This is a genomic window from Stappia sp. 28M-7 (assembly GCF_014252955.1).
Taxonomy (GTDB): Bacteria; Pseudomonadota; Alphaproteobacteria; order Rhizobiales; family Stappiaceae; genus Stappia.
Genome location: NZ_JACMIA010000001.1, coordinates 3,552,648 through 3,572,512 on the forward strand (window position 1 = coordinate 3,552,648; position 19,865 = coordinate 3,572,512).

Below are 19,865 nucleotides of genomic sequence, written 5' to 3' on the forward strand. Positions count from 1 at the left end.
ATTGCTCTAGAACTCGATGACTGTCTTGCCGAAGCGATCGGCCTGCGCGAAATGGGCCATTGCCTCCTTCAATCCCTCGAAGGGGAAGGAGCTGCCGACGAGCGGACGCACCTGATGCGCTGCCATCGCTCTCAACATGGCCTCGAAGTCGTCGCGATGGCCTACTGTCACCCCCTGAAGGCGGATCTGCCGGGTAACGATCGGACCCAGCGACATGCTCAGGTCCAGACCACTCAAAACACCGATCATCGCAATCGTACCGCCGGGTCGGATCGCCCTGAGCGATTGGCCCAGTGTCTGAGCTCCGCCCAGTTCCACGATTGCATCATACCCGCCCCGCTCGGCCACCAGCGCCCGGGTCGCGCGGGCCCAGTCGGCGTGCTCCCGGTAATTGACGAGATGGTCCGCGCCCATCTCGGCAACACGCGCCAGTTTCTCGTCGCTGGAGGACAGCACCGTCACGGTCGCACCGTGCAGCTTGGCGAACTGCAATGCGAAGAGCGCCACCCCGCCGGTACCCTGAAGGAGCACGTGATCGCCGGGGCGCAGCCGGGCTTCTCCGGACACCGCACTCCAGGCGGTCAGTGCCGCACACGGCAGGCTCGCGGCTTCCGCATCGTCCAGATACTTTGGTACTTTCACCACCCCCTCTTCCGACAGGCACACATATTCGGCCATCACGCCATCCAGAGGCCCACCCAACGCCGATGCGAAGGCTGCTGCCGAAGGAGACCCGGCCACCCAGTTCTGGAAGAAAGTCGGACAGACACGGTCGCCCAGCGCCACGCGGGTTACGTCGGCACCGACCTCCACCACCTCTCCCACGCCATCGGACAGCGGGATTAGCGGCAACTCGCCCGTAGCTCGGCCGTATCCACGCTCCGGCACGATCAGATCGCGGGCATTCAACGCAGCACGGCGCATCTTCAGCAGCACCTGCCCCCGCCCGGCTCGCGGCACTTCGCGCTGGCCCGGACGCAGATTGTCCAGCCCCCAGTCATCCCTGATTTCAAATACACGCAAGGTTCATCCCTCCCGAAAAAGCTCGGTTTTCCGGCGCCCGGTCAGCGCCGCCACCCGCTCCAGCAGCATCTCGGTCGAGCCATCCACCAGCCCCACCACCTGGGTCGCGGCCAGATGCGCCTTCATCGGCGTTTGTCCCGACAGTCCCGCCGCTCCCAGCGCATGGAGAAGCTCCGGCATCCAGCGCCCCAACGCGTGCGTTGCGGCGATTTTCGCCTGGGCTGCCAGAAGCTGGGCCGACGCTGCCTCTTGGGCGACGGCCTCTACCGCCGCCGCAGTCAGAGCCCGCGCCGCGGCAAGCGCAACCTCGCCCTCTGCCATCCGCAAGCGCCAATGCTGATGGGCTTGCAACGGTTGACCGAAACTCCTGCGTTCGCGACCGAAGCCGTGCGCACTCTCCAGCGCGGCAGCCAACATCCCGCAGCACATGGCCGCCACATAGGCACGCGCGCCGTTTATCTCGTTCAGGATTGCCCGGAATGCCCCACCCGGCGGCAACAGCATCTCACCCTCGGGCACCCGATAGGCGTCCAGCGTGAAACCGCCTGTAGGCGCCGGCACAAAGGCATCGACCGAACAAGCCGTGCGGCTCACCGCCGGATCGTCAAGTCTCACGAGGAAGGCTGCGATCCCATCCCGCTCGCCGACCATTCGGGTCTGGGCGTAGACAATCGACAGGCCCGCGACCGCTCCATTGGCGATCCACGCCTTCTCGCCGTGGAGGCACCAGCCGTCCTCGGTACGCTGCGCCATCGTGGAAATCGCAAAGAAGTCCGATCCGGCATGAGGCTCGGTCAGCGCGGTGCAGGCATGGTGCCGTCCTGCCAGAAGGTCCGGCAGGAGACGCGCCGCCAGCTCGGCCGGGGCCGTGACAGCCAACCTGGCCGCCACGTTGTGCGTATTGACCAGCGACAACGCAAAGCCGAAATCGACGCCTGCCAGGATCTCGCAGGCCTTGGCCTTTTCACGAAAGCCCAATCCAAGCCCGCCGACTGACCGGGCCACTTCGATACCGGTCAGCCCCAGATCGGCAGCCCGTCGCAGAAGCTGCGCATTCACTGCTGCGTCGAGCGGTCCCGCCGCCGCCTGTTCCGCCAGTTCCCCGGCGGCGAAGGCGCGCACCTGATCCAGGAACCCCCGGTCGCACTCCCAGTCGAGACCGGTCATCGCGCACGCCTCTTCTTCAGGAGGCCAAGCGCATCGCTGGCCAACCCGACGATCCCGCGCGGCATGAAGATCGTCGCCAGGATGAGAATCAGGCCATAGATCACCAGACGGAAGCTGTCGGCGAACCGCAGATATTCCGGCAGAAAGACGATTGCGAAGGCACCGATGATCGGCCCCGTGATCGTCCCGCTCCCCCCCAGGATCACGGCAAGAACCGCATCCATGGATTGTGCGATGGTGAAGATCTCGGGATTGATGAAGCTCTGGTAGTGGGCATAGAGCGCCCCGGCAAAACCGGCAAACATGGCGCTGACGACAAAGGCAAAGAGCTTGTACTTCCAGGCAGCCAGCCCGGCGGCTCCGACCAGTGTTTCGTTCTGACGGATCGCGACCAGGACCCGGCCCAGCCGGGAATTGACGATCAGGGCAGTCAGCGCGGTCACGCCCGTCGCTGCGATCAGAACAAAATAATAATAGGTCGTGCGGTCGGCGAAATTGATCACCCCGTCCTTGCCGGCGCCGGGCTTGGGAATCCCCATAAGGCCAGCCTCGCCATTGGTCAGATCGGTCAGATTCAGCAAGACGATGAAAATGACCATATTGAAGGCCAGCGTGACGATGGCGAAATAATGCCCCTTCACACGCAGGCTCGGATACCCCGCGACGAGCGCGAAAAGAGCCGTGATCAGCGGCGCAGACAGGATCGTCAACCAGACCGGAAGGCCGAAGTTCAGCCCCAGAAGGGCCGTTCCATAGGCCCCGATCCCCATGAACCCGGCCTGGGCAATCGACACATAGCCGGTGAAGCCCTGAATCAGGTTCTGCCCCTGCGCAACAATTACCCAGATCAGCGCAAGGACCGAGAGGTGGATGTAGTATTTAGTCGAAATGAAGGAAGGGAGGACGATCAGTCCGGCCAGAATTACCAGATAAAGCAACCCGTTTTTCCTGGTGAGCGTCATTTCGCGCCTCCGAGCAGACCTTGCGGGCGGAACAACAGGACGACAATCATCACGACGAAGGCAATGACGTCCTTGTAAGCTGAGGACAGAAAGCCGGCCGCAAGCGCCTCTGTGACGCCCAGCACGAGGCCGCCGATGATTGCTCCGGGAATAGAGCCGAGCCCCCCCAGGATCAGCACGGCAAAGCCCTTCACGACCATCGCCTCGCCGACACCCGGCGCGATGGCGAAGAGGGAGCCGACCATGACGCCCGCCGCAACGCCGAGCATGGTGGACATCGCGAAAACGATCAGCGGGATGCTGCGGACATTCACGCCCATCAGGATCGCCGCATCGCGGTTCTGCGCCACCGCCCGGATCGCCTGGCCGGTCTTGGTTCCCTCCACGAAGGCGGTCATGGCGATGACCAGCACCGTCGCAGCCAGGATGACGTAGAGCCGCGTTTCGGGGATGGTCACCCCCGCGATCTCGAACACCCGGTCGAAGCCGGTCGGGATCACCACCTGATCGGCCCCGAAAAGCTGGAGATTGATCCCTTCGACCATCATGGTCAGCCCGAGCGCGATGATGAAAGCATTGATGTGATTGGCGTTTCTGACCGGGCGGTAGGCAAGAAACTCAATGAGCCCGCCCACCCCCATGCCCACGACCAACGCGACCGGAATGGCAAGCCAGAGCGAAACGCCCTGGGAAGCCACGAGCACATAGACCAGATACCCGCCGAACATCGACACCGACCCGTGTGCGAAATGCGCGATGCCGAGGATGCCGAACACCGTGGTCAGGCCGAGGGCGATCAGCACATAGACACTGCCGATCGCCACGCCATTCGTGATCTGCTGAACAAGCTCCAGCATGGTCTCAACCGTCGATGGAGCTGAGGAAGCGGGAATAGTCCTCGGCAACCGAAGGCAACTCCTGCACGAACACCCATGCACCGTCCTGCCACTGGAACGCGCCGTTGGTGGTGTAGGCCTGTCCGTTGCCATCGAACATGCGTCCGTCGATGGGGATGTATTGCATCACCGCCTCCTTCGGCACCGGCAGGTCCCGCAGGGCCTTGGCCACGGCCGCGGCATCCTCGACCGTCCCGGCCTTCAGGATCGCATCGCGCAGCGCATAGAGTTGGTCATAGGCATAGGGCGAGCTTGGCGAGGGCTGGACACCAAAACGTGCCGTGAAATTCTCGTGGTAGGCGCGACCGGTTTCGCCCGTCGACTGCAGGGTCAGTTCGGTCGGCCGCAGGTCCCACACGCCTTCCATCTGCTCGGAGGAGGCGACGCGCAGGAACTGTTCCTCGCTGCCGCTGGTAAAGCCGTAGCGCGGCACATCGAGCCCCAGTTCCACCGACTGCCGGTAGACGAAGGCCGCTGGCTCGACATACCCGACTACCAGCAACGCATCCGGCTCCAGCGCCCGGATCTTGGTCAGTTGCGGGCTCATGTCGCGATCTTTCAGGCCAAAAGCCTCGCGCGTGACAATCTCACCGCCGCCTTTGACGAACTCGCGCTCGAAAGCGTCGACATACATGGCGTAGAACGAGGTTTCGAGGGCCCCGATCACAGCAACCCGCTTGTGGCCCTTCGAGGCGACGAAGGTTCCGGCTGCCGCCCCCGTGTAGTCGGCGGGCGGGCGGGTACGCACCAGATTGTCTATCCCGCGCGTGGTGATCGAGCGTTCGGCGGCATTGCCGACCAGCATCACCGCATCTTCATTCTGGATGAAGGAGGCCACCGCGCCGGTTGCCCCGGAACAGCAGAAGCCCAGCAGGAACCGCGCGCCATCCCGGTCGATGAGCTTGCGCACGCTGTTCGAGGCCTCGGTCGGATTGGCCTTGTCGTCATAGGACAGGACCGTGATCTTGTAGGTATCCTCGCCGAGGCGGATGCCGCCGGCTGCATTCACCTCTTCCGCGGCCAGTTCCACCGCCCGTGCCTGAGGCACGCCATAAACGGCGGCGGGCCCGGTCAGCGCATCGCTGACACCGACCACCAGGTCCTTTTCCGCCGCGCCGGCCAGAGACGTGGAGGCTGCGAGCACGGCAGCAGCAAGCCCCGCGCCGATCGTGGATCTGCGTTTCATGAGTTCCTCCCTAGTGTTGTTGTTCACGCCCGGTTCCGCCGGACGGTTTCGGTCTCCCGCGCTCCGCTCAATCGCCGAGATAGGCGCGGGCGACGTCCGGGTTTTGCTGCAACGCCTCGCCGGTTCCCTCCAGAACCACCTTGCCGACCTCGAAGAGGTAAGCGCGGTCCGCCAGCTTCAGCGCCATCAGCGAATTCTGTTCGACAAGCAGGATGGTCATGCCCCTCGCCTTGATCCGGGCGATGGTCTCGGCCACTTCCGCGACGATTTTCGGAGCCAGTCCGAGCGACGGCTCATCGAAGATGCACACTTTCGGTCGCGCCATCAGGGCACGGGCAATCGCCAGCATCTCCTGCTCGCCGCCCGACAGGGTGCCCGCGGCCTGCCGCGCCCGTTTCCGCAGGATCGGAAACATCTGCATCATTTCATCGAGATCGTCGGCCTGCTCCGCGTCGCGGCGGGTGTAGGCCCCCAGCTTCAGATTCTGGAGCACCGTCATTTCAGGAAAGACCTGACGCCCCTCCGGACACATGGTGATGCCCGCCCGCACGATCTCGTGACCGCTCGCTCCGGTGATGTCGCGGCCCTGGAACCGGACCGTTCCGCCGCGCGGCTTTACCAGACCGCAAACGGTTTTCAGCGCCGTGCTCTTTCCCGCGCCATTGGCACCGATCAGCGCAACGCATTCCCCCTGGTTGACGTGAAAGTCGATGCCGTGCAGCACCTCGATCTGGCCATAGCCAGCCTTCAGTCCGCTGACCTCCAGCATCACGCGGCCTCCCCGAGATAGGCGTCGACGACCCTTTGATCGGACCGGATTTCCCGTGGCGACCCTTCGGCGATCTTCTCTCCGAAATTGAGCACGGTGATGCGGTCGCACACTTTCATGATCAGGGACATGTGATGCTCGATCACCAGCACCGCGTGCCCGCGTGCCCCGAGCGCAAGAATGAGATGGCTCAACCGGTCCCGCTCATGCGAAACCATGCCGGCCGCCGGTTCATCCAGTAGAATGACCGCTGGGTCGGCGGCCAGCGCCGTGGCGATCATCAGGAATCTCTGATCAGCGGCAGAGACTTCCGCGATCCGGGTATCGGCGAGATCGGCAAGCCCGGTCAGTTGCAGGATCTCGTCCAGCCGGCCCCACAATTCCGGTTCCATGCGCGCCCCGGAGCGGAGCATCGACCAGACGCCGCGCCTGGTCCTCGCCGGCTCCGCGCCCAGCAGAACCTGCTCGCGAACCGTGAATTCGGGAAAGACACTGGCCGTCTGGAAGGTCCGCGTCAGGCCGGCCTGCACCCGGGCATATTCCGGCAGATGGTGCACCGGCTTGCCACGCAAGCGGATTTCGCCCGAGGTCGCGGGAAAGACCCCGGCCAGTGTGTTCACCGTGGTCGACTTGCCGCTGCCATTGGGCCCGATCAGTCCCATCACCTCTCCCCGGGCGATGCCGAAGGACAGGCCGTCGAGCGCCTTCACGCCGCCAAACGTCTTTCCGAGATCGCGAACGTCTAGTGCAAGGTCCACCGCATCCTCCCTGCCTGCGTCTCCTCCACGCAGGCCTCCATCCATCGGCACCTTAGTCAGCCTCCCTCCGGCGCGGAATTTCAAAAAACTGTCAAACTATCCAAAAATTCGATAGCCTGACGGCAAAGCGCGACGCCTCAATTCAGAATTGCAGAACGGAAGCCGACACTTGGATCAGATCAGAAACCTGAATTCTCTTCAGATTTTCTTCGCCGTTTCGGAGCTGAAGAGCGTCAGTGCGGCAGCGCGGGCCCTGACGACCAGCCAAAGCGCGGTCAGCTATCATATCAAGAAATTAGAGGATGACCTCGGCGTGCCGCTGTTCGACAGACGCTTCGACGGGCTGGAGCCGACGGCGTTCGGCAGCCTGCTCGCCAGCCATGTCGGCAAGGGATTTGCCGAGATCCGCGCAGGGCTCAAGAACATCGCCAGCCTGCGCAATGGACGCGAGGTCTGTGTGGCCATGGTTCCGATGTTCGCCAGCCGCTGGCTGGCCCCGCGCATTGCCCATTTCTGGGAGGCTCATTCCGATGTCCAGCTGAGCTTCGTTCACCATGGCAACAACTACACCGAGCTGCCGCGCGGCACCCTGAATGCGGACATGGGCGTGCAATGGGGCCTCGGCAGATGGCCGGGTTTTACCGCGCAGGAGATTTTTGCCGACGACCTCGTCGTTGTCTGTAGCCCCGTCTATCTGGAGCGAACCTGTATCAGAACGGAGGCGGACCTTGCCCATTGCCGGCTGCTGCATGTCAACGATCACGACCTGTGGGGCGAATGGTTCGGGGAGGTGCTCGGCTTCCCGCCCGATCCCCGGAACCGGATGCTGCTCGAGGACCGGAGTTTTCAGCTCAGTTCTACCCTCAACGGCGTCGGCGTCTCGCTGATGGTCAAGAGCTTCGTGCAGGATGAACTGGCCGCCGGAACCCTGGTCAACCCGCTGGGCCGCACCTATCCAACGCAGTGCCGCTATTATCTGGTCCAGCCGGAGAATTTCGCCCTGTCCGGGCCGGCCCGGAAATTCCGGTCCTGGCTGTTGCAGGAGACCAAGGGGTAGGCCTGTCGGCCGATCCACACCACGCCCGGTGCAACGCCGGCACAATAGCCGGCGTCGCTGCGCAGCGGCCGGCGCCCCACCTGGCCGATGAAATCCTGCCCCGAGCTCGCCTGACAGGAGGCGATCACCTGCATGGTCGGGGACCGTCTGGTCCCCGACAACGGCTTCGGCAGCCCCATCTTCAGGTCGCGCCAGATCGTGACCGTGGGCACCGCGCACCGGCAAGGCTTTCGCCCCGGTCGCCTGAACCGCGCCGATGAATGATCTCGGCGTTATAATGAATAGCACCGACTTTCGCGGATGCCCTTGGGTTACATTTCCTGCTGCGGTTCAAACTCTACGGGTGGAAGCATCCCGTTCCTGACGTTTTTGCGCTTTGGGCTGTAGAACATCTCGATATAGTCGAGCAGCCCCCGCCTCGCCTCCTCGCGTGTTCAGCAGGTCCTGCGCCGTATCCGCTCGCGCTTGAGGAGCCAGCCGATGACCGCCTGCTGGTCGAAGGGCCGCACGAAGCATTACGACTACTATCTTTGCGATACGCGCGATTGCCCCGATCACCGAAAGTCGGTACGCAAGGAGATCATCGAGGGCGAATTCGAAACGCTGTTGGCCGCGCTCAAGCCGAGCACGCATCTCTCCCACGCGATCTACGAGATGCCGCGCGACCAGCGGAAAAGCCGCCTTTTCTAAAGCTCGAGCTTTCCACGCGATGCGAGTGTTTGAGCGCGCAACTTCGGGCGGTATCCCCACAGCTCTCCCTTTTCCGCCTCCCAATCCAGAGCCGGCAGGATGTTTTCCTCGGGAAGCCAGGGGACGTCGATCTCCCTGCAGTAGGTTTGCTTAAGGAAGCGAATTTTTTCCTTTTTCAACGCTTTCTCGAACGCGTCGGAACAGAAGACCCCGCTACCAATCGGTTGCAGATAGAGACCTTTCCATAAATGACGCGTCTCGATTGCCATCCGGCTCAGTACAATTTCCTTTTCACGATCTATATCTATGCAAGGCTTGTCTATCTCCTCAAACCGGCCCCATCGAAATCTAGATTCTTTTACAAGAACAGTATCGACGGAGGTCATGCAGTTAAATACATAATAATTTTGCTCAATCGAAAACCCGCTTTTTCTTCGCAATTTCAGCGGAAAGAACTGGTGTATGCCGGGCTCAAATTGCTCGACCAGGTCCTTGAAGCGTTGACTGACTGCGTTGCATCCCGGCATCGGAAAGACGTCGGGCACTCGCTTCTTTGTCGTTTGCTGAGCAGAAACGGGGATTTTGGTGGGATCAACCCAAAACCCCAAGCTGAGCCCAAAAGCCTTATCGCCTCGGTTGCCAAACTTCTCCTCGTCGTCGAATTTGAATTGAGGAGTCGACCAAGCTTGGTAGACCAACTCAAGCAGCCATGCCATCGAGTTGCCCCTCTCCGCCTTTCAAAAGACCACACCCTTTTTCATGAGTGAATGTTTCCGATAGCAAACTGAGGCCGAGCATCGCTTGTCTGCCCGCCCTCGCGGAGCAAGCGAGCGAAGCGGGTTTTGCGTGAGCGAAAAGATGGTGGGCCCGGCAGGACTCGAACCTGCAACCAATCCGTTATGAGCGGACGGCTCTAACCATTGAGCTACAGGCCCATCGACAAGCTGGATGCCCGTCGCGCCGGGCGGGGCGGGAACGGCAATGCCCCGCGCGGCGTGCGATCCTTCCTACAACACCTTTTCGAGGGGTTGCAAGGCGGGGCGCGACGCGCGACAAGCGGAAATGCGCAAGGCTAGGCGCAGCGCCCGGGCCGCATGCGAGCAACAGGGAGCCCCATGCCGCAATTTCCGCTCCTGGTCGCCACGACGCTGGTGTCCATCACCCTGTTCGGCTGGCTTCTCGTGCTCGGCCGCTCGCTGCTGATCCCCTTCGTCATCGCCCTGCTCGTCTGGTATCTCATCGTCGCCCTGGCCGAGGCGATCCGCACCCTTCCGCTCGGCCGCGTGCGCCTACCGCGCCTCGTTGCGGTGCCGGCCGCGCTGGCCGTCATCTTCATCGTCTTCAGCATGGCAGTCGACATCCTTGCCGCCAACTTGACCGAGCTTGCTCGCGATGCGCCGGTCTACCAGGCCCGGCTCGACCAGCTTCTCGAGAGCGGCTCGATCTGGGTCGGCCTTGCCGACCCGATCCAGATGCGCGATCTCGTGCCCGACAACGCCCTCAACCGGGCGCTCAGCGCCGGCGCCAACGCGATCACCCAGATCGCCGGCTCCGCCTCGCTGGTCTTCATCTACGTGCTGTTCCTGCTGCTCGAACAGTCCACCTTCGACCGCAAGATGGCGCGGCTGTTCTCCTCGCGCGAGCGCATGGAGATCGCCTTCCTGATGCGCGAACGCATCACCGGGGCCCTGCGCCATTATCTCGGTATCAAGACCGCGGTCAGCGTGCTGACCGGCGCGCTGACCGCCGGCCTGCTGACGCTGCTCGATCTGCCCTATGCCGCGCTGTTCGGCTTCATCGCCTTCGCGCTCAACTTCATCCCCACCATCGGCTCGCTGATCGCGGTGATCTTCCCCAGCCTACTGGCGCTGGTGCATTTCGAGACGCTGACCCCCTTCCTGGTGATCAGCCTCGGCCTCGGCACCATCCAGTTCCTGATCGGCAACCTGCTGGAGCCGCGCCTGATGGGCAACAGCCTCAATCTCTCCGGCCTGGTGATCATGCTGTCCCTGTCCTTCTGGGGAGCGGTTTGGGGCGTTACCGGCATGCTGCTCTGCGTGCCGCTGACGGTGATGGTGCTGCTCATCTGCGCCCAGTTCCCGGCCTCGCGCCCCGTCGCCGTCCTGCTGTCCGCAGACGGCGAGGTCGGGGCCCCGATGGTGCCCAGCCGCCCCGGACCGCCCTCGCCGCCGGCGTGAGGCGTGCCGGCACGCCCCTCCCCGCACACGCCAGACCGCCACCTTGCAAATCCGCGCAAGGATCCTGCGCAATTGACCCTTTCCTCCGCCGAAATCGCCCCCAAACCAAGCAATTTCTAGCCTGGCACCGCACAACCAATCGTTATAAATACCTAAAATACCATCCTTGACGCGAAACGCTTGGCCAGTTTATGAAACCATGTGACCCTGACGTCGACGAAAGACTAATTCGGGAATGTCAGCCCCATCATTCACAGAACAAAGACACGCTTGCGGGTGTCGATTGACTTTGTGTCCTTCGCACACTCTTTAAACAATTTAGGAGGAAACAGGATGAATATCTTGAAGGCAGCCGCCGCTGCCGTGATCACGCTTGGCATCAGCGCGGTCCCGGCGCTCGCCGAGATCGACACCGTGAACCTGCGCCTGGCGCATGTCGTGAACGAGCAGGACGGCTTCCATGCCGCCGCGACCAAGTTCAAGGAGCTGGTTGCCGAGCGCTCCGACGGCAAGATCACCGTCGAGATCTTCCCCAATGCCACGCTGGGCGACGAGCGCACCCTGCTCGAGGGCATGCAGATCGGCACCGTGGACATGGGCGTGATCACCAACGGCCCGGTGTCCAACTTCCTGGAAGAGATGGCCGTGTTCGAGCTGCCCTTCCTCTTCCCCTCGCCCGAGGCCGCCTACAAGGTGCTCGACGGCGAAATCGGCCAGGAGCTGCTCGACCGCCTGTCGGAGGTCAACCTCAAGGGCCTCGCCTATGCCGAGCGCGGCTTCCGCAACCTGACCAACTCCAAGCGCCCGATCAACACCCCGGCCGATCTCAGCGGCCTGCGCGTGCGCGTGATGGAGAACCCGGTCTATATCGACAGCTTCCGCGAGCTGGGCGCCGACGCCATCCCGATGGCCTGGACCGAAGCCCTCACCGCCATGCAGCAGGGCACGATCGACGGCCAGGAGAACCCGGTCGGCGTCGTCTACTCGTTCAAGCTGAACGAGACCCAGACCAACATGACCATGACCCGCCACACCTATGCCCCGGCGATCTTCGTCATGGGCATGCCGAAGTGGAACGAGCTGTCGGAAGAGACCCAGCAGATCGTCCGCCAGGCGGCGCAGGAAGCGGCCGAATACGAGCGCGCGCTCAACGCCCGTCTTGAGGGCGAGCAGCTCCAGGCGCTCAAGGATGCCGGCATGACCGTGGTCGAGAATGCCGATCTGTCCGCCTTCTCCGCCGCCGTTCAGCCGGTCTACGAGAAGTACGGCGAGAAGTTCGGCGACTACCTGCCCCGCATCCAGGAGGCGCTGAAGTAAGATGCTGGCAGGGTTGGCGTGGATTGACCGTCTTCTGGGCGAGACGCTCAAGCCCGTGGTCTTCGTGGGGATGGCTGCGCTCGTCGCAGTCATCACGCTCCAGATCGTCTCGCGGGTGTTCTTCACATCCGTGAGCTGGACGGAGGAAGTCGCCCGCTTTCTCCTGATCTGGATCACCTTCCTCGGCGCCACGCTGGCCTATCAGCAGGGGCGGCATATCGCGGTCACGATCATGCGTGACAGCCTGCCGCCCGCGTTCAAACGGATCGTGACGGGGGCCGCAATCCTCGTCACGATCGCCTTTCTCGTGGCCCTGGCCCGGGTCGGCTGGCAGTACACGATGCTGCAGAGCTTCCAGAAGTCTCCCTCGCTGCGACTGCCGATGAACTACGTCTATGTCGTCATGCCGATCTCTGCCGCGCTGATTGCCTTCCTGTCGTCCATCGACCTGATCCGGCTGCTCGCTGGCGGCGGCATGCGCGAGACCCCGTCCGAGATCGACGTCGAGCTCGAAACGCAGATCCACGGGAAGGATCGCCGGGTATGAGCCTCCTTCTTTTCGGACTGTTCGTCCTGTTCCTGCTCATGGGGCTGCCGGTCGCCATCGTGATCGGGGCGGCCACCATGACGGCCCTCCACACGGACGGCACCTCGCTGATGGCCGTGCCGCAGCAGATGTTCTCGGGCATCAACTCCTTCGCCCTGGTCGCCGTGCCGATGTTCATCCTGGCCGGCGACGTCATGGCGCAGGGCGAGATTTCCAAGCGCCTCGTCGCCTTTGCCGACAGCCTCTTCGGCTTCATCAAGGGCGGGCTGTCCATCGTCTCCGTCTTTGCCGGCATGTTCTTCGCCGCGATTTCCGGCTCGGGCGCGGCGACCACGGCCGCCGTCGGTGCGAGCCTCGTTCCCGAACTGAAGCGCAAGGGCTACGACCCGGCCTCCGCCGCCTCGCTGATCGCCGCCTCCGGCACCATCGGCGTCGTCATTCCCCCGTCCGTGCCGATGATCATCTATGCGGTGATCGCCCAGGAATCGGTCGCCAAGCTCTTCCTCAACGGCTTCATTCCGGGCGTCGCCATGGGCGTCGGCCTGATCATCATCGCCGTGATCCAGGGTCACCGCCGCGCCTATCCCCGCGGCACGGAGCTGAACCCGCGCATCATCTGGCGCACCTTCGTCGCCGCCAGCTGGGGCCTGATGGCGCCGCTGATCATCCTGGGCGGCATCTTCTCCGGCATCTTCACCCCGTCGGAAGCCGCCGTCATCGCGGTGAACTACGCGATCCTGATTTCCTTCGTCATCCATCGCGACATGACGATGAAGCAGCTCTACGACATCGTGCTGCGCGCGGGCGTGACCACGGCGGTCATCATGTTCGTCATCGCGGCTTCGTCGGTGCTGAGCTGGACCCTGTCGAGCTGGCAGGTGCCGAACCAGATCGCCACCGCCGCCCTGTCGCTGTCGTCCAACCCCTATGTCCTGCTGCTGTTGATCATGGCGGTGATCCTGGTCGCCGGCGTCTTCCTGGAAACCGCCTCGGCGCTGATCATCCTGACGCCGATGCTGCTGCCGCTCGCGGCCCAGCTCGGCCTCGACACGGTGCATTTCGGCATCATCATCGTGGTGGGCCTTGCCATCGGCATGGTGACCCCGCCGGTCGCCATCAACCTGTTCGTCGCCTCGACCATCGCCGGGCTGCCGATCGAGCGGATCGCCAGGGCGGTGATGCCCTATCTCGCGACGCTGCTGGTGGTCTATCTGCTGATCGCCTTCGTGCCCTTCGTCTTCTGACGGGGGCCGCGCATCGACGTTTTCGGAACGGCCGCCGCGATCCTGTCGCTGCGGCCGTTTTCGCATGCGGCCCCATGCCGTCCGGCCGGGCCATGTGGATTGACCCGAAACGACCCGAAAACCACCGGGCGAGCGCCTTCCGTCCGCCGCAATTGCTCGCGATGGTCGCGCCATTCCGCGTCCTGCGCCCGAGGGCTGCGGCGGACCGATTCCGTTTTTTGAAGGAGATATTCGATGACCTCGCTCCAGACCGCCGCTCGCCTTGCCTTCGTCGGCTCGCTTGCCCTGGCCGCCGCCACCCTGCCCGCACGGGCGCAGGAGACGCCGCGCATCGCCACCATCGACATGGTCGGCACCGGCATGGTTAGCGCCGCCCCGGACATGGCGATGATCACCAGTGGTGTTGTCAGCGATGCCGACACCGCCGCCGAGGCGCTGGCCGCCAACACCGAGGCGATGTCCGCCGTGATCGCCCGCATCAAGGAGGCCGGCATCGAGCAGCGCGACATCCAGACCTCGGGCTTTTCCGTGCAGCCGCGCTACCGCCAGGTGAAGAGCTCCGCTCCGGAAGAGTACCGCAGCGAGGTGTTCGGCTACCGCGTCTCCAACAATGTCGGCGTGCGCGTGCGCGACCTTGCCAAGCTCGGCGGGCTGATCGACGTGATGGTGCGCGACGGCGCCAACCAGGTCGGCGGCGTCACCTTCATCGTCAGCGAGGAAGGCAAGCTCAAGGACAGCGCCCGCAAGGAGGCCATGGCCGACGCGATCCGCAAGGCGGAGATCTATGCCGAGGCGGCCGGCGTCAAGCTCGGCCGGGTCCTGTCGATCAACGAGCAGGACTTCGGCGGCCCGCGTCCGGTGATGATGATGGCCCGCGCCGAAATGAAGATGGACGGCGCGCCGGCGCCGATGGAAGCGGGCGAGAGCTCGCTCGAGGTGCGTGTCAACGTCACCTGGGAGCTGGTCCAGCCGTAACGGCTGCCTGCCCCCGCAAGACGCTCTCCGGCGCGGGTCATCCCGCGCCGGACTTGTTTTTACCGCCCGCTGCTACGCCGTCACCTTGCGCCGGCCGCTATCAGCCGGATAGCAGCCCATCGCGCATCCACACCTGCATCTGCTTGCGGCTGGAGGCCGTCTCGCCGACATCGGGCCAGTCGAAGCCGACCTTCAGCCCCTCCAGCGGCAGATAGCCGCGCTTGCGCCAGAACGGGTCGAGCGGGCTGTAGTCCTTCGGCCGCTCCGGGTGGTCCGCCGGGCGGATCACCGCGCAAAAGGCCGCGCGGTCGAAGCCGAGATTGCGCGCATGCGCCTCGCGGCCCTCGAAGAAACCGTGCCCCAGCCCCTGCCCCCGATACTGCGGATCGAGCACGGATTCCGCGAAATAGAAGACCGTCGCCGGATCGAGGCCGGCGGCCGCGAACGGGTCGCGGAAATCCGCGACTTCTTCGCCAAGGGGCTGTCCGGTCGCCGCGCCGACAAGTCTTTTGCCGGCTAACGCACCGACGACAACGGCGCCCTTTCCTTCCGCATATCGACGCAGGTAGCCACGCTCGTAGTCCAGCGATCCTTCGTAGAGATACGGCCATTCCCGGAACACCCTGACCCGCAATTCCGCTAGGTCGTCGAGCACCTTGTGAATTTCCTTACCCGTCAAAGTAACAAGCTCTGCCGTCATCGCCTCTCGCCGGTTTTCGGGGACTTGCGGAAAAACGTCCATTGCATCGCAGCACGAACCACCCTATAGCACCCCCGTTCGGGACTGAACCCGGGTTTCATCTGCTGGTTGGGGAGACCGCCATGTCTGACGACGGCCTCTTCCAATTGGGGATGGACTTGGAAGCACGTCACCATGAAGGCGCCGACGCATCGTTTGCGGACGCATATGCCTTCGACGTGCCGAGAAGCACCACCCATACGGAAGACAACGACACTACCGCGCCTGCGGCCAACACGCAGGACGACCGGCTCGATCACTTCATCGAGCGCGAGGGCGTCCGCTGTGCCGGTTCGCATCTGATCATCGATCTCTACGACGCCACGCGTCTCGACGATCTTCCCTTTATCGAGGAGACGTTGAAGACCTGCGTCACGGAGGCCGGTGCAACGCTGCTGCACATCCACCTGCACCCGTTCGAGCCTACCGGCGTGAGCGGCGTCGCGGTGCTGGCCGAAAGCCATATCTCGGTCCATACGTGGCCCGAGGCAGGCTATGCGGCCTTCGACGTGTTCATGTGCGGCGATGCCCGGCCGGAAAAATGCGTGGAGGTTCTCGAGCAGGCCTTCCGCCCCGGTCGCACCAGCGTCAGCGAATTGCTACGCGGCAAGGAGGTCGCATGAGCGACGGGCTGGTCTTCCGCGAGACGCTCTATCCTGGCGTCCAGGTGCAGTATTCGTGCGACGACATCCTGTACCAGGATCGCTCCGAGCATCAGGACCTCGTGCTGTTCGCCAATCCGGTGTTCGGCAAGGTCCTGATGCTCGACGGCGTCACCCAGGTCACCACCGCCGACGAGTTCATCTATCACGAGATGATGGCGCATGTGCCGATCCTCGCCCATGGCGAGGCGCGCGAGGTGCTGATCGTCGGCGGCGGCGACTGCGGCATGGCCGAGGAAGCTCTGAAGCACAAGGGCATCGAGCGACTGACCCAGGTGGAGATCGACGACGCCGTCGTCGAATTCTCCAAGGAGCATTTCGCCGATTTCAACGCCTCCGTCTTCCAGGATGACCGCTTCGATCTGGTCATCGCGGACGGTGCGCGCTTCGTGGCCGAGACCGACCGCCGCTTCGACGTGGTGATGGTGGATTCCACCGACCCGATGGGGCCGGGCGCCGTGCTCTTCACGCCCGAGTTCTATCGCGGCGTTCACCACTGCCTGAAGCCGGGCGGCGTACTGGTCACCCAGAACGGCGTCCCCTTCCTGCAGAAGGGCGAGCTGGTGTCCTCGATCGGCCACTTCTCGAAGATCTACCGCGACGCCTATGCCTATGTCGCGGCGATCCCGACCTATTTCGGCGGCCACATGGCGCTCGGCTGGGCAAGCGACAATCCTGCCCTGCGCCGCCAGCCGCTCGACGTGCTGGAACAGCGCTTCGAGGCAGCCGGCATCGACACCCGCTACTACACGCCGGAAGTGCACCAGGCCGCCTTCGCGCTGCCGCGCTTCATTCGCGATGCGGTCGCGGAAGGCAAGAGCGGCGCCTGACGCCTCTCTCCTTGCCGAGAACAGAAAAGCCGCCGCCCCTCGGGACGGCGGCTTTTTTCATGGCCTGACGCTGGGGGCGTCGTGCCTTCACGCCATCTTCTTCGTCTTTCCGGCAGGCCTCTCCTTTCGTCTTCCCGGACGAGGCCGAAGGCCGAAGATCCGGGACCGGAGAGCCACGGTGCCCGAGGCAGGCGTGAAGCGGTTCCACGAACGCCCTCGGCGCTCCGATCCCGCATCTCCGCTGCGCTGCGTGCGGGATGACGAGGAGAGGGTTTCCGGTATCCTCGCTGCCGCTCTGGCAACCAATAGGCCCCGGCTCGCGCTTCGCTTGACCGGGGTGACGGCAGAGGGGATGCAAGGCTTTTGCCAGTCTCTTCGGCTGTCATCCCGGCCGCGCGCAAGCGCAGAGACGGGACCCATTGGCACCCTCAGCGGGCGTGAGGCGGGAGCGCATCGCCACCTCCACGGCTGTCATACCTGCGAAGGCAGGTATCCAGTATCCACCGGGGCGGATGGTGCCGCGAAGCTAGCCGCCACCGGCGTTCTCGCGGCAACGCCCCCCTCAGTCGCGCGCCTCGAGCCACTCTCTCAAACCGGCCCGGTCGCCGGACAGAACCCCCTCGGCCACCCGCCGCCCGACCGCCGCGCCGAACTTGTAGCCATGGCCCGAGCAGGCCGAGACCACCGTCAGCCGGTCTTCTCCGGCGACGAAGAAATGCTCGTCCGCGGTGAACGTGTAGGCGCAGGTCACCACCTCGCTCACCCGGTACTCCTCGATGCGCGCGAACGGCGGGCCGAAATGACCGCGCAGCCGCTCGCCCTCGCCGGGCTCCGGCACACGCCGCTCGTCGGCGCCCGAGCGCACCTTGTGGATGCCCGCCCCCACCTTCAGCCCCGTGCCGCGCACCGGCGGCAGCACATAGCCGTCGACCGTGCCGCCGACATCGAGGATCACGGGCGAGGCCTCCCAGGCGGCAACGAGATCCGCCGGCGGGTCGAGATAGGCGACCGCCGTGCGATAGGAGGTCAGCCGGTCGGAAAGCTGCGGGAACAGCTGCAGCACCCAGGCCCCGGCCGTCACCACCACATGGTCGCCGGCAAGCTCCTCGCCCCCGGCAAGCCGCACCTTGCCCGACGCCGCATCCACCGCCTTCACCCGCGTTTGCGGGCGGATCGTCACGCCGGCGCGCTGCAGGAAGGCCAGCAGATCCTGCCCGATATGCCGGCACAGCAGCACGCCGCCTTCCGGGCTGGAGGCCGCCGAATGCACGCCGCCGGGATCGAGGAACGGGTGCCGGCGCACCGCCTCATCGCAGCTCAGGTCTTCCACCGGATAGCCGCCGGCCAGCAGGCTGTCGCGATACTCGATGGAGGAGTCCCGCCCGGTCTGCGACACCAGCAGGAACCCCGTATCGGCCAGATGCTTCGCGCCGAGGTCGGCCCACATCTCGTCCCAGGCCGCATAGGCCTCGTCGATCCGCCGCTGATAGCCGCCCTGCGCCCCGTAGGCACGGCGGATGATGCGGTGATGGTCGCCAGAGGCCGACAGCGGATTGGGGATCGGCCCCTGCTCCAGCAGCACCACCTCGACGCCGCGCTTTGCCAGCGACCATGCGGTGGACAGGCCGGCGATGCCGGCCCCGACGACGATGACCTTCATGGGAACTTGCCTCCTTGCGGGCGTGGGCCGCCTGCGGCTGCGGGCTCAGATCAGGCGCCGACCTGGGCGATCCACTCCTGCAGATTGTAATAGGTGGTGATGCGGGCGATCCGCCCCTCGCGAATGTCGAAGAACGTGCCGGCCGGCAGGCGATAGGTCTGGCCCGCCGCCGGCGGCAGGCCCTCGTCGGTGACCAGATAGGTGCCGGAGACGATGAACTCGGCCGCTGCGCGTGTGCCGTCATCGCTGGCGAAGATGACGATTTCCGACAGCTCTTCCTTGTAGCAGCGCGTCATGTGGTCGTTGAACGCGGCGAACAGCGCCTTGCCCTGCCGCCGCTCGCCCTGGTTCACGTCATGGGCGATGTCGTCGGTGACGAGCTCCAGCATCGCTGCCGTGTCGCCCGCGTTGAAGGCGGCATAATAGGCGTCGAGGAGCTTGAGGGTCGCAGCGTGCGGCATGTCTGGTTCCGGTGTTCGGGAGAGAAGAAGGCAGGCGTTGCGGCCGCATTCTGGCCTTCCCGTCCCGGCCTTGGCAAGCCGCAGCCATCCCCCTTGTCCACACCGTCCGCACCGTGCTCCCGCACCCGGCCCTCACTCGGTCGGAACGGCATCCTCCGCATACTGCGCCAGGAACGCCGCGCTCGGCGGGATCGGCTTGATCATGTCGATCAGCACGCCATTCGGATCGCGTGTGATAAAATGCCGCTGGCCGAAATCCTCGTCGCGGATATCCAAGAGGATCGGCAGGCCTGCCGCCTTCAGCCGCGCGTATTCGGCATCGACGTCCGCCACCTCGAAATTGAGCAGCAGGCCGGCGACCGACTGCCCGCGTGCAGGCGCCGGGATCGTCTCATGGCTGCCGTCCAGCACGGCAAGGTTCACGGACGGATCGCTTTCCGACTGCAGATGCACGTACCAGTCGGCGCTGAAGGCCCGGCGAAAGCCGAAATGCGTCTCGTAGAACCGCGCGGTCGCTTCCACCTCGCCGGTCATCACCACCGGATAATAGCTCGTCACCTTCATGGCCCGTCCTTCCTTGCTTTCCATCGGCAGCGCGCCCGCCGCCCCTGCGGCCCGGCCGCCTTGCCCGTCCCTTGGCGACAACAGCAAACCCTTGCCTGCCGGCGCCGCTCCATGTCACATACATGCAGCATGTATCCATATACATACAAACAGCCTGTAT

Annotated in this window: 22 protein-coding genes, 1 tRNA gene and 1 pseudogene; 10 read left to right on the forward strand and 14 right to left on the reverse strand. The window is 64.3% G+C overall.

The window, feature by feature from the left end:
- Positions 1-6 precede the first annotated feature (6 nt).
- The 7 genes from H7H34_RS15885 to H7H34_RS15915 form a co-directional block, all read right to left on the reverse strand.
- Positions 7-1,023 (reverse strand): zinc-dependent alcohol dehydrogenase family protein, encoded by a 1,017-nt coding sequence (locus H7H34_RS15885; protein WP_185925752.1) that lies wholly within the window; start codon positions 1,021-1,023, stop codon positions 7-9.
- A 3-nt stretch (positions 1,024-1,026) separates the two neighbouring features.
- Complete coding sequence (locus H7H34_RS15890) at positions 1,027-2,190, reverse strand: acyl-CoA dehydrogenase family protein (protein WP_185925753.1); 1,164 nt, start codon at positions 2,188-2,190, stop codon at positions 1,027-1,029.
- Positions 2,187-3,152: a branched-chain amino acid ABC transporter permease gene (locus H7H34_RS15895; RefSeq protein WP_185925754.1), complete on the reverse strand. Its 966-nt coding sequence runs from the start codon at positions 3,150-3,152 to the stop codon at positions 2,187-2,189. Before H7H34_RS15895 ends, H7H34_RS15890 begins: the two co-directional genes overlap by 4 nt.
- Complete coding sequence (locus tag H7H34_RS15900; RefSeq protein WP_185925755.1) at positions 3,149-4,009, reverse strand: branched-chain amino acid ABC transporter permease; 861 nt, start codon at positions 4,007-4,009, stop codon at positions 3,149-3,151. Before H7H34_RS15900 ends, H7H34_RS15895 begins: the two co-directional genes overlap by 4 nt.
- Before the next feature lie 4 nt (positions 4,010-4,013).
- Positions 4,014-5,234, reverse strand: coding sequence for an ABC transporter substrate-binding protein (locus H7H34_RS15905; RefSeq protein ID WP_185925756.1), 1,221 nt, complete (start codon positions 5,232-5,234; stop codon positions 4,014-4,016).
- 67 nt (positions 5,235-5,301) lie between these two features.
- Entirely contained in the window at positions 5,302-6,003 is a 702-nt protein-coding gene (locus H7H34_RS15910) for an ABC transporter ATP-binding protein (protein WP_158194542.1), read from the reverse strand.
- Positions 6,003-6,845 (reverse strand): ABC transporter ATP-binding protein, encoded by an 843-nt coding sequence (locus H7H34_RS15915; RefSeq protein ID WP_245165101.1) that lies wholly within the window; start codon positions 6,843-6,845, stop codon positions 6,003-6,005. The genes H7H34_RS15910 and H7H34_RS15915 overlap by 1 nt, the downstream gene beginning before the upstream one ends.
- A gap of 64 nt (positions 6,846-6,909) precedes the next feature.
- Between H7H34_RS15915 and H7H34_RS15920 the strand changes: the two genes are divergently transcribed.
- Positions 6,910-7,818 carry a LysR substrate-binding domain-containing protein gene (locus H7H34_RS15920; protein ID WP_185925757.1) on the forward strand — a complete coding sequence of 303 codons (909 nt, stop codon included), beginning with the start codon at positions 6,910-6,912 and terminating at the stop codon, positions 7,816-7,818.
- A gap of 132 nt (positions 7,819-7,950) precedes the next feature.
- Positions 7,951-8,082, forward strand: coding sequence for a hypothetical protein (locus H7H34_RS23635; RefSeq protein WP_256431550.1), 132 nt, complete (start codon positions 7,951-7,953; stop codon positions 8,080-8,082).
- 47 nt (positions 8,083-8,129) lie between these two features.
- On the opposite strand, the pseudogene H7H34_RS15925 reads toward H7H34_RS23635, so the two are convergent.
- Positions 8,130-8,291 (reverse strand): annotated as a pseudogene (locus H7H34_RS15925) (IS3 family transposase); the annotation flags it as partial.
- Between the two features lie 7 nt (positions 8,292-8,298).
- Here H7H34_RS15925 and H7H34_RS15930 point away from each other — a divergent pair.
- The gene (locus tag H7H34_RS15930) at positions 8,299-8,508 is read left to right on the forward strand and encodes a hypothetical protein (RefSeq protein ID WP_185925758.1); all 210 of its coding nucleotides are present in this window, start codon (positions 8,299-8,301) and stop codon (positions 8,506-8,508) included.
- On the opposite strand, the gene H7H34_RS15935 is transcribed toward H7H34_RS15930, so the two are convergent.
- Positions 8,505-9,224 (reverse strand): imm11 family protein, encoded by a 720-nt coding sequence (locus H7H34_RS15935; protein ID WP_185925759.1) that lies wholly within the window; start codon positions 9,222-9,224, stop codon positions 8,505-8,507. The two genes, H7H34_RS15930 and H7H34_RS15935, sit on opposite strands and share 4 nt — an antisense overlap.
- Before the next feature lie 143 nt (positions 9,225-9,367).
- A tRNA-Ile gene (locus H7H34_RS15940) sits at positions 9,368-9,443 on the reverse strand.
- Between the two features lie 180 nt (positions 9,444-9,623).
- On the opposite strand from H7H34_RS15940, the gene H7H34_RS15945 reads away from it, so the two are divergent.
- From H7H34_RS15945 to H7H34_RS15965, 5 genes are all read left to right on the forward strand, one after another.
- The gene (locus H7H34_RS15945) at positions 9,624-10,706 is read left to right on the forward strand and encodes an AI-2E family transporter (RefSeq protein ID WP_120267089.1); all 1,083 of its coding nucleotides are present in this window, start codon (positions 9,624-9,626) and stop codon (positions 10,704-10,706) included.
- 333 nt (positions 10,707-11,039) lie between these two features.
- The gene (locus H7H34_RS15950; RefSeq protein WP_120267088.1) at positions 11,040-12,023 is read left to right on the forward strand and encodes a TRAP transporter substrate-binding protein; all 984 of its coding nucleotides are present in this window, start codon (positions 11,040-11,042) and stop codon (positions 12,021-12,023) included.
- Position 12,024: 1 nt separating this feature from the next.
- A complete protein-coding gene (locus H7H34_RS15955; RefSeq protein WP_185925760.1) occupies positions 12,025-12,570 on the forward strand; it encodes a TRAP transporter small permease in 546 nt (181 codons plus the stop codon).
- Positions 12,567-13,814: a TRAP transporter large permease gene (locus H7H34_RS15960; RefSeq protein WP_120267086.1), complete on the forward strand. Its 1,248-nt coding sequence runs from the start codon at positions 12,567-12,569 to the stop codon at positions 13,812-13,814. The genes H7H34_RS15955 and H7H34_RS15960 overlap by 4 nt, the downstream gene beginning before the upstream one ends.
- Before the next feature lie 234 nt (positions 13,815-14,048).
- Positions 14,049-14,789, forward strand: a complete 741-nt coding sequence (locus H7H34_RS15965; protein ID WP_120267085.1) for an SIMPL domain-containing protein — start codon at positions 14,049-14,051, stop codon at positions 14,787-14,789.
- Between the two features lie 100 nt (positions 14,790-14,889).
- Here H7H34_RS15965 and H7H34_RS15970 read toward each other — a convergent pair whose 3' ends face one another.
- Positions 14,890-15,489 carry a GNAT family N-acetyltransferase gene (locus H7H34_RS15970; protein WP_185925761.1) on the reverse strand — a complete coding sequence of 200 codons (600 nt, stop codon included), beginning with the start codon at positions 15,487-15,489 and terminating at the stop codon, positions 14,890-14,892.
- Between the two features lie 122 nt (positions 15,490-15,611).
- Here H7H34_RS15970 and speD point away from each other — a divergent pair, with 122 nt between their 5' ends.
- Both speD and speE read left to right on the forward strand, forming a co-directional pair.
- A complete protein-coding gene (gene speD / locus H7H34_RS15975; protein WP_120267083.1) occupies positions 15,612-16,151 on the forward strand; it encodes an adenosylmethionine decarboxylase in 540 nt (179 codons plus the stop codon).
- A complete protein-coding gene (gene speE, locus H7H34_RS15980; RefSeq protein ID WP_185925762.1) occupies positions 16,148-17,020 on the forward strand; it encodes a polyamine aminopropyltransferase in 873 nt (290 codons plus the stop codon). Before speD ends, speE begins: the two co-directional genes overlap by 4 nt.
- Positions 17,021-17,582: 562 nt before the next feature.
- Here the strand turns inward: speE and H7H34_RS15985 are convergent.
- From H7H34_RS15985 to H7H34_RS15995, 3 genes are all read right to left on the reverse strand, one after another.
- Positions 17,583-18,680 (reverse strand): NAD(P)/FAD-dependent oxidoreductase, encoded by a 1,098-nt coding sequence (locus H7H34_RS15985; protein WP_185925763.1) that lies wholly within the window; start codon positions 18,678-18,680, stop codon positions 17,583-17,585.
- Positions 18,681-18,730: 50 nt separating this feature from the next.
- Positions 18,731-19,141, reverse strand: coding sequence for a ketosteroid isomerase-related protein (locus H7H34_RS15990; RefSeq protein ID WP_185925764.1), 411 nt, complete (start codon positions 19,139-19,141; stop codon positions 18,731-18,733).
- A 132-nt stretch (positions 19,142-19,273) separates the two neighbouring features.
- A complete protein-coding gene (locus H7H34_RS15995; RefSeq protein ID WP_185925765.1) occupies positions 19,274-19,705 on the reverse strand; it encodes a VOC family protein in 432 nt (143 codons plus the stop codon).
- Positions 19,706-19,865: the final 160 nt, after the last annotated feature.

Bases quoted from the DNA above. Each gene is read 5' to 3' on its own strand.
- H7H34_RS15995 (WP_185925765.1), bottom strand. From the start codon at position 19,705: ATGAAGGTGACGAGCTATTATCCGGTGGTGATGACCGGCGAGGTGGAA.
- H7H34_RS15895 (WP_185925754.1), bottom strand. From the start codon at position 3,152: ATGACGCTCACCAGGAAAAACGGGTTGCTTTATCTGGTAATTCTGGCC.
- H7H34_RS15985 (WP_185925763.1), bottom strand. From the start codon at position 18,680: ATGAAGGTCATCGTCGTCGGGGCCGGCATCGCCGGCCTGTCCACCGCA.
- speE (WP_185925762.1), top strand. From the start codon at position 16,148: ATGAGCGACGGGCTGGTCTTCCGCGAGACGCTCTATCCTGGCGTCCAG.
- H7H34_RS15945 (WP_120267089.1), top strand. From the start codon at position 9,624: ATGCCGCAATTTCCGCTCCTGGTCGCCACGACGCTGGTGTCCATCACC.
- H7H34_RS15935 (WP_185925759.1), bottom strand. From the start codon at position 9,224: ATGGCATGGCTGCTTGAGTTGGTCTACCAAGCTTGGTCGACTCCTCAA.
- H7H34_RS15910 (WP_158194542.1), bottom strand. From the start codon at position 6,003: ATGCTGGAGGTCAGCGGACTGAAGGCTGGCTATGGCCAGATCGAGGTG.
- H7H34_RS15990 (WP_185925764.1), bottom strand. From the start codon at position 19,141: ATGCCGCACGCTGCGACCCTCAAGCTCCTCGACGCCTATTATGCCGCC.
- H7H34_RS15930 (WP_185925758.1), top strand. From the start codon at position 8,299: ATGACCGCCTGCTGGTCGAAGGGCCGCACGAAGCATTACGACTACTAT.
- H7H34_RS23635 (WP_256431550.1), top strand. From the start codon at position 7,951: ATGGTCGGGGACCGTCTGGTCCCCGACAACGGCTTCGGCAGCCCCATC.
- H7H34_RS15955 (WP_185925760.1), top strand. From the start codon at position 12,025: ATGCTGGCAGGGTTGGCGTGGATTGACCGTCTTCTGGGCGAGACGCTC.
- speD (WP_120267083.1), top strand. From the start codon at position 15,612: ATGTCTGACGACGGCCTCTTCCAATTGGGGATGGACTTGGAAGCACGT.
- H7H34_RS15965 (WP_120267085.1), top strand. From the start codon at position 14,049: ATGACCTCGCTCCAGACCGCCGCTCGCCTTGCCTTCGTCGGCTCGCTT.
- H7H34_RS15970 (WP_185925761.1), bottom strand. From the start codon at position 15,489: ATGACGGCAGAGCTTGTTACTTTGACGGGTAAGGAAATTCACAAGGTG.
- H7H34_RS15960 (WP_120267086.1), top strand. From the start codon at position 12,567: ATGAGCCTCCTTCTTTTCGGACTGTTCGTCCTGTTCCTGCTCATGGGG.
- H7H34_RS15905 (WP_185925756.1), bottom strand. From the start codon at position 5,234: ATGAAACGCAGATCCACGATCGGCGCGGGGCTTGCTGCTGCCGTGCTC.
- H7H34_RS15950 (WP_120267088.1), top strand. From the start codon at position 11,040: ATGAATATCTTGAAGGCAGCCGCCGCTGCCGTGATCACGCTTGGCATC.
- H7H34_RS15890 (WP_185925753.1), bottom strand. From the start codon at position 2,190: ATGACCGGTCTCGACTGGGAGTGCGACCGGGGGTTCCTGGATCAGGTG.
- H7H34_RS15900 (WP_185925755.1), bottom strand. From the start codon at position 4,009: ATGCTGGAGCTTGTTCAGCAGATCACGAATGGCGTGGCGATCGGCAGT.